At 38.5% G+C, this 15,851-nt stretch carries 16 protein-coding genes; 8 read left to right on the top strand and 8 right to left on the bottom strand.

Annotated features, from left to right (window positions below; all coding sequences use genetic code 11):
• The first annotated feature begins 17 nt into the window (after window positions 1-17).
• A complete protein-coding gene (locus tag ACIQ2D_RS11540) occupies window positions 18-800 on the top strand; it encodes a PHP domain-containing protein (protein WP_402864065.1) in 783 nt (260 codons plus the stop codon).
• A gap of 269 nt (window positions 801-1,069) precedes the next feature.
• Window positions 1,070-1,909, top strand: coding sequence for a metallophosphoesterase (locus ACIQ2D_RS11545; protein WP_402864068.1), 840 nt, complete (start codon window positions 1,070-1,072; stop codon window positions 1,907-1,909).
• A gap of 81 nt (window positions 1,910-1,990) precedes the next feature.
• Here ACIQ2D_RS11545 and ACIQ2D_RS11550 read toward each other — a convergent pair whose 3' ends face one another.
• Window positions 1,991-2,617 carry a nitroreductase family protein gene (locus ACIQ2D_RS11550; RefSeq protein WP_402864071.1) on the bottom strand — a complete coding sequence of 209 codons (627 nt, stop codon included), beginning with the start codon at window positions 2,615-2,617 and terminating at the stop codon, window positions 1,991-1,993.
• 133 nt (window positions 2,618-2,750) lie between these two features.
• Here ACIQ2D_RS11550 and ACIQ2D_RS11555 point away from each other — a divergent pair, with 133 nt between their 5' ends.
• Window positions 2,751-3,092, top strand: a complete 342-nt coding sequence (locus tag ACIQ2D_RS11555; protein ID WP_402864074.1) for a winged helix-turn-helix transcriptional regulator — start codon at window positions 2,751-2,753, stop codon at window positions 3,090-3,092.
• A gap of 531 nt (window positions 3,093-3,623) precedes the next feature.
• On the opposite strand, the gene ACIQ2D_RS11560 is transcribed toward ACIQ2D_RS11555, so the two are convergent.
• Window positions 3,624-4,976, bottom strand: coding sequence for a uracil-xanthine permease family protein (locus tag ACIQ2D_RS11560; RefSeq protein WP_402864077.1), 1,353 nt, complete (start codon window positions 4,974-4,976; stop codon window positions 3,624-3,626).
• Between the two features lie 78 nt (window positions 4,977-5,054).
• The gene (gene guaD, locus ACIQ2D_RS11565; protein ID WP_402864080.1) at window positions 5,055-6,425 is read right to left on the bottom strand and encodes a guanine deaminase; all 1,371 of its coding nucleotides are present in this window, start codon (window positions 6,423-6,425) and stop codon (window positions 5,055-5,057) included.
• 591 nt (window positions 6,426-7,016) lie between these two features.
• Between guaD and ACIQ2D_RS11570 the strand changes: the two genes are divergently transcribed.
• Genes ACIQ2D_RS11570 through ACIQ2D_RS11590 form a run of 5 tightly spaced genes read left to right on the top strand, consistent with a single transcriptional unit; the run spans window position 7,017 to window position 12,036 of the window.
• Window positions 7,017-8,633, top strand: a complete 1,617-nt coding sequence (locus tag ACIQ2D_RS11570) for an ABC transporter substrate-binding protein (RefSeq protein WP_402864083.1) — start codon at window positions 7,017-7,019, stop codon at window positions 8,631-8,633.
• Between the two features lie 59 nt (window positions 8,634-8,692).
• Window positions 8,693-9,637 carry an ABC transporter permease gene (locus ACIQ2D_RS11575; protein WP_402864461.1) on the top strand — a complete coding sequence of 315 codons (945 nt, stop codon included), beginning with the start codon at window positions 8,693-8,695 and terminating at the stop codon, window positions 9,635-9,637.
• Window positions 9,634-10,488 carry an ABC transporter permease gene (locus ACIQ2D_RS11580; RefSeq protein ID WP_402864086.1) on the top strand — a complete coding sequence of 285 codons (855 nt, stop codon included), beginning with the start codon at window positions 9,634-9,636 and terminating at the stop codon, window positions 10,486-10,488. Before ACIQ2D_RS11575 ends, ACIQ2D_RS11580 begins: the two co-directional genes overlap by 4 nt.
• Before the next feature lie 29 nt (window positions 10,489-10,517).
• The gene (locus tag ACIQ2D_RS11585) at window positions 10,518-11,441 is read left to right on the top strand and encodes an ABC transporter ATP-binding protein (RefSeq protein WP_402864089.1); all 924 of its coding nucleotides are present in this window, start codon (window positions 10,518-10,520) and stop codon (window positions 11,439-11,441) included.
• The gene (locus tag ACIQ2D_RS11590; RefSeq protein ID WP_402864092.1) at window positions 11,431-12,036 is read left to right on the top strand and encodes an ABC transporter ATP-binding protein; all 606 of its coding nucleotides are present in this window, start codon (window positions 11,431-11,433) and stop codon (window positions 12,034-12,036) included. The genes ACIQ2D_RS11585 and ACIQ2D_RS11590 overlap by 11 nt, the downstream gene beginning before the upstream one ends.
• A gap of 460 nt (window positions 12,037-12,496) precedes the next feature.
• Here ACIQ2D_RS11590 and ACIQ2D_RS11595 read toward each other — a convergent pair whose 3' ends face one another.
• The 5 genes from ACIQ2D_RS11595 to ureE form a co-directional block, all read right to left on the bottom strand.
• Entirely contained in the window at window positions 12,497-12,976 is a 480-nt protein-coding gene (locus ACIQ2D_RS11595) for a hypothetical protein (protein WP_402864095.1), read from the bottom strand.
• 262 nt (window positions 12,977-13,238) lie between these two features.
• Entirely contained in the window at window positions 13,239-14,063 is an 825-nt protein-coding gene (locus ACIQ2D_RS11600) for an urease accessory protein UreD (protein ID WP_402864098.1), read from the bottom strand.
• A gap of 1 nt (window position 14,064) precedes the next feature.
• Window positions 14,065-14,676: an urease accessory protein UreG gene (gene ureG / locus ACIQ2D_RS11605; RefSeq protein ID WP_402864101.1), complete on the bottom strand. Its 612-nt coding sequence runs from the start codon at window positions 14,674-14,676 to the stop codon at window positions 14,065-14,067.
• A gap of 32 nt (window positions 14,677-14,708) precedes the next feature.
• Window positions 14,709-15,395, bottom strand: coding sequence for an urease accessory protein UreF (locus ACIQ2D_RS11610; protein WP_402864104.1), 687 nt, complete (start codon window positions 15,393-15,395; stop codon window positions 14,709-14,711).
• Window positions 15,388-15,843, bottom strand: a complete 456-nt coding sequence (gene ureE / locus ACIQ2D_RS11615; protein WP_402864107.1) for an urease accessory protein UreE — start codon at window positions 15,841-15,843, stop codon at window positions 15,388-15,390. Before ureE ends, ACIQ2D_RS11610 begins: the two co-directional genes overlap by 8 nt.
• Window positions 15,844-15,851 lie beyond the last annotated feature (8 nt).

Raw genomic sequence — 15,851 nt, forward strand, 5'->3', positions numbered from 1 at the left:
AAAGGACGTGCATTGATATGAATTTCGATTTCCACACACACGGTAAGCTTTCAAAAAAAGTAGAGTTTTCATTAGATTATTTTAAAAGTATGGTGAAGGCTGCAAAGGAGAACGGTCTTGATGGCTTCGCTTTAACAGAACATTTCAATACGCGTAACTTTTTTGATGTCTACAACACGTTAGATGAAGTTTATCCATATGAACAAGGCTATTACTTAGTAGATGGTGTAAAAGTCTTCCCTGGGATGGAGGTAGATATCCAAGAGGTGGGGCATATTTTAATCGTAGCGGATCGAACTACTATACGGGAAATTCGTACGTTATTAGACCCTTTTGCTTCAAAAGGGAATTTCATTAAATTTGCCCAGCTATTTGAGCTTGTTGCACCATTTGAGATTTTAATTATGGGGGCACATCCTTATCGTAAGAGTACTCCTTTATATAATCTAGACCCAGTCTTGCTAAGTAAGCTAGATGCCTTTGATTTAAATGGCAAGGATCTTTATTCGATGGGGATTGATGCAAATTCACAACTGGTCTTTCAATTTGCAAAAAGCTTGAACAAGCCAGTTGTAGGTGGTAGTGATACACACCATCAATTACAGTATGGCTGTATCTTTAACGAACTTGAAAGGGAATGTAATACTGTTAATGATTTAAAGAATGTAATTTTAAGTGGCGCTTATACAATTCACATTTCAGAAGACTTATCTGAAAAGGTACAGAATGCGACTGAGCAAAAAGCAATTGAGAAAAAAATCATGGAAGCCGCTACTATCAACAAAGTATCAAACGTATAGGTGATTAAAACATAGGGGGAGTATTTCGGATAATTATATTCGGAGTACTCCTTTTATTATTTGGATTTAACGGTAATAATTTATGACGAAGTGCGTTGAGAAAAGGGTTTACGTGGGTATTGATTAATTGCCCTACAATCTTCACAATATGAAGAAGCTAAGTAATTCTTAGTGGTCAAATTATTTGTATCAGTCATCGAATTGTGACACAGTTGTAACATCCAATGATTATATTAATATAGAATTTCAGTAGTTGAGGGGAAAAAAGAATGCGAAAGTTTTTGAAATTTTTACTTCTATTGGTTACAGTGGGAGTGCTCGTTTTTGTCTATGCAACATTTATCGAATCGAAGCTATTAACGGTGAAGTCACATGAATTTTCATACACATCGCCGAGCGAGGAAAAAGGGACATCCATTAAAATTGCCCATTTTACTGATACACAAATAGGGGAATTTTATAGTATGGGTCAATTCGAGAAGGTTGTTAAGAAAATTAACAAACAAAAGCCCGATATGATTGTCTTTACTGGTGATTTATTTGATATGGGGGCAACGGAAGCTGAAATTCAAGAGATTATAGCACTCTTGAAAGAGATGGAAGCTCCTTATGGGAAGTTTTCAGTGTATGGTAATCGGGATGTAGGAGGCGGTATGGTACGAAACTATGAACGTTTACTTACGGATGCTGATTTCACACTTTTAAAAAATGAAGAAACGACCATTACTTTGCCGAACGGAGAAGAACTACTCATATACGGATTAGATGACGCACTTTTAGGATCACCTGATATAGCTGATGTAAATAATGTGCTATCTCGCAATCAAAATACGCTTGTCTTATTGCATGAGCCAGACGTAGCAAAACAACTTGAGTCAACGGATCATGCTTTAGTTTTGGCTGGGCATAGTCATGGTGGACAAGTGTACCTACCATTTATCGGACCTCTCGCTACGACTTCATTAGCTGAAGAATACGTGAAGGGATGGTATACCCTCTCAGGGAACACAAATCCCAATTTATATGTGAATACGGGGATTGGCAATACGAAACTACCATTCCGTTTAGGAAACATCCCACAAGTGGCACTTATCGAGTTGCACTTATAAGTAAGGAATGTCAAATCGAATTAATTAAACAAAAAACCAGCAGAATCCTGGATTCTGCTGGTTTTGTATTTGCTAATGATTTTAGATAAAACGAGCAATATCTTCTAATGGTAGACGTGATGAGCCAAATGCTGGTGCAGCGGCTTTACCAATAGCGATAAGTACGATTGGGAATTGATTTTCAGGTAATTCAAATCGCTCTGCAAATTTCACTTTGTCAAAGCCACCCATTGTTACTGTATCAAAGCCTTTTTCTTTTGCGATAAGCATAAGTTGCATTGAAATTAGACCTGCATCAAAAGAAGCGATGTTTTGTCTAACTGCTAATGGAGCAGCAGGGTACATGCGATGTGTATTGCTAATCGTGATATTCTTCTGTTCTTCACCCATATGTCCTTCTGTTACATTTTGAGTGTAGATTTTTTCTACGTTTTTGTACATTTCAGCATCACCTAAAACGGCGATAACTGCTGACGCTGTTTCAATTTGTTCTTGATTATTAGCAATTGCACGAAGTTCTTTTTTTGTAGCGTCGTCTTGAACAACAATGAATCTCCATGGTTGTAGGTTACTTGAAGATGGTGCACTTGTTGCTTCAGTAAGGATTTCTTCAATTTCTGCTTGTGTCATTTTAAAAGTAGGATCGTATTTACGCACTGATTTTCTTTCATGCATAATTGTATATAGATCTTTAGTTGTTGTTGTCATTGTATTTCCTCCTATAAACTTACTAATGATAAGTTGATAAATAGAATCTTACCATTAGTAAGTTTTTGCGTCAAATAAAAAACATTATGTGTTACAATAGAGGAAAATGAATTCACAGGCGGGAGGTTATTATATGACTCAACCGAATTGTACACATATATGCAGCAGCTATCATCAAGCGATTGAATTTATAGGGAAACGATGGATGGGTATGATTATTTATACCTTATTACCAGGGCCAAAAAGATATCATGAAATTCACGCCACGATCCCTGGAATCTCTGACCGTTTATTAACAGAACGTTTAAATGAGCTTGTAAATGCAGGCTTAATCAATAAGAAATTTATTGATTCTTCTATAAAAAAAGTGGAATATGAGTTAACACCTAATGGCATCGCTTTTCAAGAAGTCATTAAGTCGATTCAAAAATGGATAGATTTATGTGACTTTGAAAAGACAACGAAGGAATCATAAAGAAAAAACTAGTTAGAAGTTCTAACTAGTTTTTTTCATTTAACTTATAGTAACGTGGGGTTGATTTCCGTTCCGGCTAGGCGCTTTCCGGGGGGCGTCCGATGAGCCGCTTAGGCCAACACGATGTTGGTCACAAAGGCGTTATCACAGGATGTGATGCCTTTAGCCTTTATTCCCCTAAACGCTCGCTCCAGGGTCTCATCTGGGACGCTAATCCCCCAGGAGTCGCCTAGCCTCCACTCCAATCAACCAGCAATCTAAAATTAATATGTATTCTCATCAAATTCTATCCTTAACTTAGAATGATGAATATAAATGATACAAGTAAAATCATCAGTTCACTGCAAGTTGCCTACCTGCACAGTAATTCTCTTAACTTCATTTAAAACTAGATTGGTCTACATTCTTTTACTATTTTGATAAGAAAATTCTAGTTGATTGGAGTGAAAGGCTCGCCCCCTGGAACAGACTTTCATAAACGTCCACAAAGAATTTATTGCATAAATGTTTTTTCTCTACTTTTATTAAGAACTACCTAGCACTCGGTAATATTTTATTCAACACTATAGCTACGATTGCAGCTGTTGCTACTGGTGAGCCAAATAAGTATTGTACTGTTGTTGGTAAAGAATATAGGAAATCTTCAGGCAGTAGTGTTAAAGCTAATGTTAAAATCATTGGAACAGCAAGGACATACATTTCTTTTTCACCGATTTGTTCGTTTTTCATAACTTGTAAACCACTAATAGCGATAATACCACAAACGATAACGAACACACCGCCAATTACGGCTGATGGAATGGCAGAGATTAAAGCGGCTAATTTACCAGAAAATCCGAACAATACAAACCAAATTCCAGCGGCAACAAAGACACGGCGGCTTGCAATGCCTGTGATTGAAATAACACCGGCATTTGTTGAGTAACCTGTTACTGGTGTTGAGCCTAGTAATGAAGCGATGAAACAACCAATCCCTTCACCAATAACCCCACGATTAATTTGTTTATCTGTTAATGGTTTGTCGATTACATTACTGACAGCAAACCATGTACCTGTTGTTTCAGCCATTAATACAATATAAATAATAACCATTGTAATAATTGCAGAAAGATTAAAAGTGAAGCCAAAGTCTGCAAAAGGGATTTGTGGCATACTAAACCATTTTGCTTGGGAAACAGCCGATAAATCTAATACCCCCATAAATTTAGCAGCAATACTACCTGCGATTAACGCAATAATGACAGAAGTGATACGGAATATGCGACCTTTCTGATGAAAGAAAGAACCTAGCATAACGCAAGTGATTAATACGCTGGCTGCAATAAGAGCTAAATAAATGTTTTGGCTGATTGTAGCGCCTGCACCATTATAGATATTACTACTTAAGCCAACGGGCATTAATGAAAGACCAACGACAAAGATAATTGTACCCCCAACGATTGGTGGAATGAAAACTTTCACAATCTTATTGAAGAGACCGGTAAATCCTAAAATGATGACTAAAATAGCTCCAATTAGACTTGCACCTAGCACTGAACTCCAACCAAGCTCGCCACCACCACTCGCGACATAAATACCGGCAATGGCACCGAGTGGTACATAGGATGGACCTTGTGCAATCGGTAGTTTCATACAGAAATAAGTTTGAACGATTGTTGCAATCCCTGCTGCGATAAAGGTTGATTGTATTAAAGCTGTTGATTGACCAGACTGTAAACCGATTAACATCGCAATAAGGAAAGGTACTACATAGACGTCCATTGCCATTACATGTTGTAAACCTAGTAGGGCTGACTGACCGAACGAAACTTTTTCATCGGGTAACACGGTTAATTTCGTTGCATTGTTTTTATCGTTAGCTAGCTTGTTATTTTGCGTTTCCACTAAGATGCACACCTCAAAATTTTAAGTTATTTACATAAATGTTCGATGATTGTTGCTTATAGGGTAATGATATTTTGTTTATTCAGCTCTGTTATGAACCTTGTTGCCTTGCACCCACACTTCACGAATATTTTCAGGTCGCACAAGATACATAATTTTTTGGAAGATATCGTTTAAATCTTCGTTCACATCAAAAATCGGTAGTTTTGCAGATGCGATTTTTGTATCGATAATTTGCACATCCCATGTATAGTTTTCTAGTAACCGACCGATTGGAAGGCTTAAACTTTCCCCGCCGCCAGCAGTAGCTAAATAGAAGGCTTCATTAATTGTAATGCGTGAATTTGGTTTGCCACGTTTTTCAGCAGGGAGAACAGGATCTACACCGTCTTCTAACATTCTAGATGACATGACTGCTTGGCGAGCATTGTCGAATAGGCTTGGTGAAAAACCACCAGAAACATCTGTGCCTAAACCAATATCAACACCTTTTGCATGTAAGTGTGCAACTGGAAGGACACTGTTGGCGAAATAAGCATTTGAGATTGGACAATGACCAATCGCAGTGCCTGTTTCAGCAAATAATTCTGCATCTTCATCATTTAAGAAATTACAATGTGCCATGACAGCTTTATCGCCTAATAAACCGAAATCATGTAAAGCAAAGGCGTCATTTTTATTGAATCGTTCTTGTACGTGACCATGAGCCCAATCACTTTCACTACAGTGAGACTGGATGTGCGTATCGTACTTAGCAGCTAACGCTCCTAACCCCTTCAAAGCGCCATCTGTACAACTTGGTATAAAGCGAGGTGTGACAACTGGATAAACACCTTGTTTAGTTGATTTCGCCAATTCTTTCACCGCTAAGATAAATTCTTCTGTATCGGCCAATGCTGTTTGCGTATCTGCATCACGATAAAATTCTGGCGTTTGTTCAGGATCATCCATTACAACTTTCCCAACTAGACCACGTTGACCTTTCTTTGCACAGATTTCAGCGAGCAATAAGCTAGCTTCTTTATGAACCGTTGCAAAATAGAGTGATGTAGTTGTACCATTCGCAAGTAGTGTGCTGACTAAGTCTTCATAGACTTCTTTAGCAAAATCTAAATCTGAGAATTTAGATTCAATCGGGAAAGTATACGTGTTCAACCAATCATTCAGTGGAATATCTAATGCGGTTCCAGATTGAGCCCATTGCGGTGCATGGACATGTAAATCGACAAAACCAGGTAAAAAATATTGTCCATCAGCTAATTGATGAAAATTCTCTTTTCCTTGATATGTATTTAGTAAAGCTTCATAGTCAGTATGTTCAGGTGCAACGGTTTTTTCAATCATACCGTCAGCATTAATGCAGAATAGATAATCTTTTAAGATTTGTACTTCTTTAGATGACTTACTTGAAAAAGCAGTCCCTCGGAAAATTTGCGTATATTTAGACATAAAATCCACCTTAATGTTCGTATTTAATGAAGAGTATGGATTATTATAGGTCATAAGAATGACTAAGTCTATAAAAAATACGAATATAGTGATAAAACTATATTAAAAATAGGAAAATGCATTAGTTTATTATGATAAAAGTGAAATTATTTTGTAAATTAAGTTGATAAACCTCAGTGGTATTAAGTTTTTTCCTCCTTTGATAAATCCGTAAAAAAATTCCCTTTAGTGGTTATTAAAGTTGCCTACCACTAGTTGAACCATTAGAATAGGATAGACGTGAATCGATACATAATTAATAAGGTATCCTTCTTGTCTAAAACCAACGAGTAGTTTTGCACCATTCAACCACTTCCGCACTTTTCATTCCGTGAAATTGTTTACCTTCGATGTAGGAAAAATTAGTAATACCTCCTCTAACAATGCTTAATAAGATAGATGTTAAGGACATTTTTATTTTTTTAGTTTAGTCATTGAATAAAGTTTTATGATTGTTTATTGTTCAATATGTATACCTGTCAATTTATTCCTTACTATGTGATTTAAGTAAGGTGTTTTTTGGGGAGGAATTTTTAATTATGAGGTGAAATGATGAAGATATTTAAAAAGATAGTGTTTGTTACGCTAATTGCTTCTCTTCTGTTAACTGGATGTAGTTCTTCTAAAGATAATCAGTCAAAAGATGAGAATAACAAAGGTAATGAAAGAAATAAGGACGAGCTTGTGTTGGCTTTTGACTCTGAGCCAGAAGCTGGGTTTGACCCAACAACTGGTTGGGGGCGATATGGGTCACCTTTATTTCAAAGTACGCTTCTAAAAAGAGATGACAAGCTCAATATTGTCAATGACCTTGCGACAAACTATGAAGTAAGTGAAGATGGAAAGGTTTGGACGGTGAAACTACGTGAAGATGTAAAATTTTCTGATGGTGAACCATTAACGGCAAGCGATGTTGTATTTACATTTGAAACAGCTACAAACAATGGGTCAGTTGTAGACCTTAATGGTATGGAAAAGGTAGAAGCGGTGGATAACTACACGGTGAAATTTACACTAAAAGAACCACAATCTACATTTGTTAATTCTTTAGTGGCAACAGGTATTGTTCCAAAACATGCATATGGCGCTGACTATGCAGAGAAGCCTATAGGTTCAGGACCCTTCGAGCTTGTTCAATGGGACAAGGGACAGCAAATGATTGTAAAAGCTAATCCAGAATACTACGATAAACAGTCAGATTTTAAAAAGATAACGTTCTTATTTTTAAATGAGGATGCTGCATTTGCAGCTGCACAAGCGGGGACGGTTGATCTTGCGTATATACCAGCCGCATTTAGTAATCAGAAAGTACCTGGTATGAAATTAGAATCGGTACAAACAGTAGATAATCGCGGAATTGTCTTCCCGTTTGTAAAATCTGGTGGCGTAACGGAAGATGGTTTACCTATTGGGAATGATGTAACAGCTGATCCAGCAATTCGTCATGCTATCAATATTGGGGTAGATAGACAAGCGTTAGTGGACGGAGTGTTGGAAGGACGAGGCACACCAGCTTATACGTCGGTGGATGGCTTACCTTGGTGGAACCCTGATACGGTCATTAAGGATGCTGATTTGGAAGGTGCAAAGAAACTATTGCGAGAAGCGGGCTGGAAAGATACAGATGGGGATGGCATTCTAGACAAAGGTTCTTTAAAGGCGGAGTTTACGCTGTATTACTTAGCAAATGACGCAATTAGACAATCTCTAGCCATTTCTGTTGTTGATATGATGAAACCACTAGGCATTAACATCAAGTTAGAAGGTGGAAGCTGGGATATGATTGCTAAAAAAATGTATTCTAATCCAGTCCTAATGGGATGGGGAAGTCATGATCCACATGAAATGTACAATATCTATAGTAGTGAATCGGCTGGTGTAGAGTATTACAATACGGGTTATTATCAAAATAAAACCGTAGATGAATATTTTGCAAAAGCACTTAGTGCTACTAGTGAACAAGAAGCTATTGAGTTTTGGAAAAAAGCACAATGGGATGGCACAACTGGTTTAAGTGCAAAAGGCGATGCTCCATGGGCATGGTTAGTGAATATTGATCACTTGTACTTAGTGAAGGATGGACTTGATATCGGAGATCAAAGAATCCATGTTCATGGGCATGGTTGGCCAGCTACTGATAATATTGTGGAATGGAAATGGGCTAACTAACAGTGCGTAAATTTAATAGTGGAAAGCTTGGATTATTTATATTGATGAAAGGTGTACGAATGGCCACATTATTGGTGGCCATTTGTTTTATTTCTTTTCTATTAGTAAAAAACTCTCCGATTGATCCAATTCAAGCCTATATTGGCGCAGATATGTTGAAGGTAGGTCCTGAACAACGGGAGAAGATAGCGGAGTACTGGGGATTGGATCAACCAGTTATGGTGCAATTTTTGAACTGGGGTTCTGCTGTACTCGCAGGCGATTTAGGCACATCGATGATTTATCGACGACCAGTAATTGAAGTAATTGGCGAGCGGTTTTTCAATTCCTTAGCGCTTATGTTATCAGCATGGCTATTATCAGGTGTAGTTGGCTTTGTGATGGGTGTTGTAGCGGCGATGAAAAAGGGGACTTGGATTGATCGTATGATCAAGTGGTACTGCTTTACATTAGCTTCAACGCCTACTTTCTGGATGGGTCTCCTTGTTCTAATGGTATTTGCCGTATGGCTAGGATGGTTCCCTATTGGAATGGGTGTTCCTGCTGGGGTACTTGCAGAAGATGTCACCCTGATGGATCGAATTCAACATCTTATTTTACCGGTACTGACACTCAGTATATTAGGTGTTGCTAATGTAGCACTTCACACGCGCCAAAAGCTGATCGATGTCATGGCTAGTGATTATGTGTTATTTGCTAGAGCAAGAGGCGAAAAAGGTTTTGTATTATTTTGGCGACATGGATTACGTAATGTTGCGTTACCTGCGATCACATTACAATTTGCTGCTTTTAGTGAGTTGTTTGGTGGAGCAGTGCTAGCAGAGCAAGTATTTTCTTATCCAGGTTTAGGACAAGCAACTGTAGAAGCGGGGCTTAGAGGGGACGTACCCCTTTTATTAGGACTAGTAATATTTAGTACGATTTTTGTTTTTGTCGGTAATTTATTGGCTGATTTGAGTTATCGTGTGTTAGATCCGCGGACAAGAGAGGTGAGGAAGATATGATTCCAAACCTAAAAATTACGAATAAGAAATTTTCTCTGAACCGAAAGCAATGGACATTGTTTAAGATTATTATTTCAATTATGTTCTTAGTCACTGTTATAGTAGGCGGCGTTCTTCTGGATGAGGAGAGAATTGTCACAAATCTAAGTGAACGAAATTCCGCTCCATCCTTAGAGCATCTCTTTGGTACGGATTGGTTAGGGCGAGATATGTTTGCAAGAACAGTAATGGGGCTTTCTTTAAGTATAGGAGTTGGACTGATTGGCGCAATTGGAAGTACTTTAATTGCTCTATTCTTTGGTATGGCTGCAGCAACAATGGGCAAAATGGCTGACCGAATTATTTCGTGGATCATTGATCTTTTCCTGAGTGTGCCACATCTTGTGACCCTCATTCTTATTGCTTTTACGCTTGGAGGAGGGTTTAAAGGGATCGTCATTGGACTTACGCTAACGCATTGGCCAAGTCTTGCGCGAGTTATTCGGGCAGAGGTTATGCAAATTCGTTCAGCGGAATTTGTACACGTTTCGCAGAAGATGGGGAAATCCAGATGGTGGATTGCGGTACATCATATTCTTCCACACATCGTTCCGCAACTTCTCATCGGTTTTATGTTACTTTTCCCTCATGTTATTTTACATGAAGCGGCAGTGACATTTTTAGGCTTAGGTTTATCACCACATGAGCCGGCAATCGGCATTATTTTATCGGAATCGATGAAGTATTTATCTTCAGGTATGTGGTGGCTTGCTTTCTTCCCAGGGCTTTGTTTGTTGATTGTCGTGAGAATGTTTGATCAGATTGGGGAAAATTTACGAGTGCTCATGGATCCTACTAGAAGTCATGATTAGTCACGAATACTATTAGGAGGAGTGAACGAATGTCTATTCTTGAGGTAGAAAATCTATCTGTGTCTTTTAAACAATATACAGATGGACTTAAAGAGATCAATCATAAAGTTATATCAAGTTTAAGTGTAACGCTCGAAGCTGGAGAAATTCTAGCTGTTGTTGGTGCAAGTGGATCGGGGAAAAGTTTGCTTGCGCATGCCATTCTTGGAATTCTTCCTAGCAATGCAAGTATAAGTGGCACCATAAAGTATAAGGGTGAGGAACTTACTGCTGCTCGTCTAGCTACATTAAGAGGTAAGGAACTGGCGCTTGTACCGCAATCCGTCAACTTTTTAGATCCACTGATGCGTGTGGGGAGCCAAGTTCGTACGGCTGCCAATAGTGGAGATGCTGTATCGGCGCAACGTAAGGTCTTTGAACGGTATCATCTTGGCAAAGAAGTGGAAAGTATGTATCCATTTCAACTTTCTGGAGGTATGGCGAGAAGGACGCTTTTATCAACTGCTATGGTTAGTGGCGCAAAAGTAATCATTGCGGATGAGCCTACGCCAGGACTCGATCCGATTGTTATAAAAGAAGCATTAAGTAACTTTAGGGAATTCGCTGATAACGGATGTGCGGTTATGTTAATCACACATGATATTGAGTCGGCTCTTCAAATTGCAGATAAAATTGCTGTGTTTTATGCTGGAACGACGGTAGAGATAGCTTCTGTAAAAGACTTTGTAGGAAAAGGAGAGGCTATACGGCATCCTTATACGAAAGCATTATGGAGAGCGTTACCTCAAAATGAATTTATCCCAATTCCGGGTTCGCAACCTCATCCAAGCTCATTGCCACCGGGATGTTTGTTTGCACCGCGTTGTGAGATGGCTACGCCAGAATGCCAGCAAGCACCACCTGAAATGCGAGAATTAAGGAATGGAATGGTGAGGTGTATTCATGCAACTTGAAGCAAAAGACATTGGATTTCGCTATGGGGACGGTCCGTGGTTATTCCAAGGGGTCAATGTAACGATAGAGCCTGGGGAGATCGTCGGCATTACAGGACCAAGTGGACGGGGGAAAACGACTTTTTGCCGTATTTTAGCGGGCTTTGAGTCACCGGTTGAAGGTACCGTGCATTTTAATGGTGCTCCATTACCGAAAAGCGGCTATCATCCTGTTCAAATGGTCCTCCAGCATCCTGAAAAAGCGATTAACCCAAGATGGAAGATGCATAAGATTCTAAATGAAGGATATCAACCAGATCATGAATTATTAGCATTATTAGGGATTGAACAAGAGTGGCTTACACGTTGGCCTCACGAGTTATCTGGGGGCGAATTACAACGCTTTTGTGTAGCTAGAGCATTAGGACCGAATACTCGTTTTTTAATTGCAGATGAAATGACGACAATGCTTGATGCAAACACACAGGCCCAAATCTGGCATGCGATCATTGAAATCGCTAAAAAAAGAGAAATGGGCATACTTGTTGTCACACATGAATCCAAGCTAATGCAAAGACTTTGTCATCGTGTGATTGATTTTAATGAATGGGATTAAAAAAGGAGGTTTCTTTAAAAAGAGACCTCTTTTCATTTTGTTAATAAAGTATCTTGTCCATAGAAATTGCGTGAATAGTGCGTTCTTAAAAATGGTCACTACACCAAAATCCATACTTTAAAGCTCCTTTAATTACAGTAATGTGGGGTTAATTTCCGTCTCATCTGGGACGCTAATCCCTCAGGAGTCGCCCAGCCCCCACTCCAATCAACAAGCAATCTAAAATTAATATGCACTTTTATCAGACTCTATCCTTTATTTTGGATGATGAATACAAATGATATAAGTAATACCATCAGATCGACGCAAGATGCCCCCTGGAAAGCGTCCGCCTGGAACGGAAATCAACGGACCCCTTGAACATATTCTCATACGCGTTCACAAAGAATCTATTGATTTAATGGTTATTCAACAATTAAAAAGGAGGTTTCTATAGATAGAAACCTCCTTTTTATGTTATTTAGTTTTCGTCATTACTATTCTGTTCTTGCTCTGCTACTTTTTCATGGATTTCAGATTCCATTGCTTGTACAAGATCATCCTCTAGTTTTTGCTGAGGCTGTGGATGGAACCATCGAATTTCTCCCTCGTGGACAAATCCTTTGTATTCATCTCCTTGTACGTGCAAAGAAAATTGCTGACGTTCATGTACACGATCTTCAAACGCGGGCTTTAATTCCACTTCTGAAATCTCTTTCGAAAAGCCATAATGTCTCATTAATGAATAAATATTTGCTTCAATTGAGGCGATCTTGCACTCACCGAGAATTTGTTTTGGATGAGGATGGAGCCATAAAATCTCATCCTCATGAAAATGTCCCTTGAATTCATCTCCATCAATCTTAAAAGTAAAGGCAAGTCGTTCATGAACACGATTTTCAAACACTGTTTCAACTTCAAAATCTTCAAGTTTGGGTTTTGCATTCTTATTATCAGGCATACTTTTTCCCCTCTCATGAAAGTTTCTATTTAAATATTTCTCCAAGATTATCGTATATATTATTGGTGTGTAGCATCAAAACAATACTGTAATCATTTTCTAATTGCCTAGTATATAGGTTTTTATTTTTGGTTTTCCATTTAAATGACCATCGTGTATGGGAAATCGGTCTTTTTAACAGAATAGAAAAGCGTCAACTGTGGAGGAAATTCAGGTAGTCCTCCGTATATGCTTTTTAAAAAGTCTACATTGGATGAGTATATTAATATTTTCGTAAAGAATTTGGTGTGCGATTTAGCCATTTTTCACTGATCATTTTATGGCAATTATTTAAAATACGCTCGATGACTTGGGTAGAGTTTGCTAGGATACGTATGCTAAAGCCTGATACTGCTAGCTTCGAAATGCCAGCTTTAAAATCTGCTTGTTCCAGTTGAATGGTTTCGTACAATTCATCAATAAGAGCATTATTTGTAGATTCTCCGACTACCAACATAGAGCCAAGGTGCGTATAGCCTTCCATAAATCCTAGTCCAGACACTGACTGTTGTTTCGGCACTAACTTGATATGGTCAAACACACCAAGTTGTCCATCTACATAAATCTCGGTAACTAATTGAATGGTATCATAGCTGAATTTCCCACCGCTTGGCGACCAGCCAGGAGTAAGAATATCTGTACCAAGAAACGTAGCACCACTGTCCATATGCACCACATTTTTTTGCTTATAATGTGCATTTTCATAAGCAATGAGAGGGTCTGGCAGGTACTCCAAATAACTATTTTTTTTTAAGTGAATTGTTGTTTCTTGATAGGCATAGCTTTTTGGCGTTTTATATACTTTTGTTGCAGATTGTGTAGTTAACGTAACTTTAGATCCTTCATCAGCAGTAATCTCCATATTGTATCGATCGCCATCTAAATAGCCACCACCGGGATTTAGAAGGTAATAGCAAACTTGTCCTGAATCATCCAAGTAAATCGGTCGCATAACTTTGAGTGCGCCTTGAAAATAAACTCTTTTAGCAACCGTCTTTCCTTTTCGATCTTCGAGGTCCAGAGATAAAGTACCAGTCCAGTTGGTCATGTTATTCTAATCCTTTTAGTAAAGCGTGCTGCTTAATCCATTCAATTACTTCAGGAAGACCGTCATCATTTTTTAAATTTGTAAACACGAAAGGTTTATTGCCACGGAATACTTTTGTGTCTTCTGCCATTACTTCAAGGCTAGCGCCGACATGAGGAGCAAGGTCTGTTTTATTAATGATAAATAGGTCAGATTTAATCATCCCTTGTCCACCTTTACGAGGGATTTTTTCCCCTTGCGCAACGTCGATAATATAGATAGAAAAATCAACTAGCTCAGGACTAAAAGTAGCTGCAAGATTGTCTCCACCACTTTCAACAAAAATAAGTTCAACGTCTGGATGACGCTCTACTAATTCATCAATAGCAGCGAAGTTCATAGAAGCATCTTCACGAATAGCAGTGTGAGGGCAGCCCCCTGTTTCAACACCGATAATGCGATCTTCTGGCAGAACGCCATTCTGAATTAAAAATTTCGCGTCTTCTTTTGTATAAATATCATTTGTGACAACCGCCATTTTTATTTCATCTTGAAGATGGCGAGTTAATTTTTCTACGAGCATTGTTTTACCTGCTCCAACAGGTCCCCCAACACCAATTCTTATTGGTTCCATTAGAACACGTCCTTTACTATTTTTTTAAAATTTTATGACATAAATATTCGAATATTTACGCGTTCATGTTTCATTTGTGACAGTTCAATTCCTGGCGAAACAATACCGAAATCATCTTTTGGTAGTTGCAGGATTTTGTCCACTGCCATGTTTAATTCTGGTATAAAGTTATGAGAAATCTTTTGTCCGGCTGTTTGTCCAAGTGGAATCGCACGAACAGCATTTTGAATTTGACTAGAAATAGAAGAATACAGGTAGAAGCGGATAGCGTCTTGTAATTCTACCTCAAGCCCATGAGCTACCATTGTAAATACGATAGCAGGATGTCCAAATGCATTCTTTTTTTTAATTTCCGCTCTGTATTGTGAGAGGATGGGTAGCTCGTATAGTGATTCAGTGAGTTTCAGCATGCGATCACCAATCATTTGAGTGCCTTCACGCGTCTCCCTCGGCAAGTTTTGTACAGTTAATAAGCGATCCAAGTGCCATATTTCTTGAATATCTCCTGCCGAAAGGGCTTCATATACAAGGCGAGAGGCTAGCCCATCCGTATAGATGAGCTGCTCATGTAAATAGACTTTAAGCCACTGGAAAAACGTCTCTTGGTCATGAACTTTATCTTCCTGTATGTAGCTTTCCAAGCCAAAAGAATGGCTGAAGGCACCTGTAGGGAGGTTAGAGTCGCATAGTTGAAACAAAGAGAGAATGTTGTTAGTCATGGCTGTGGCCTATATGACGGAATGCTTGTTTTACTTTTCGATCTTCTCGTTTATAAGGAATCTCAAGTTGTTGAAGTAGTTCTTCAACTAAGTAGTCATACTGAACTAACATATCATTGTCTTCGAATTGCGCAGGAAGATGTCGATTACCTAGTTGGTGAGCGATCGTACCCATTTCTTTGATGTCTCTAGGACTGATAACAAGTAAATCATCTGATAGTACATCAATGACTATCATATTTTTATCATCAATGTATAGGACATCACCGGCAACAAGATCTTTGTGCTCTTTTAAGCGAATGCCTAGTTCGTTACCGTGATCTGTTTTAACACGTTGAATTCGCTTCATTAAATGAGCACTTTCCAAATAAACTTTTTCCATATGACGTTTTTTAATTTCATTTGAATCCATTTGTTCAATGTTTGTGATAATCTTCTCTATTATCATTATATTCA

The organism is Lysinibacillus sp. NPDC097287 (assembly GCF_044761695.1).
GTDB lineage: Bacteria > Bacillota > Bacilli > Bacillales_A > Planococcaceae > Lysinibacillus.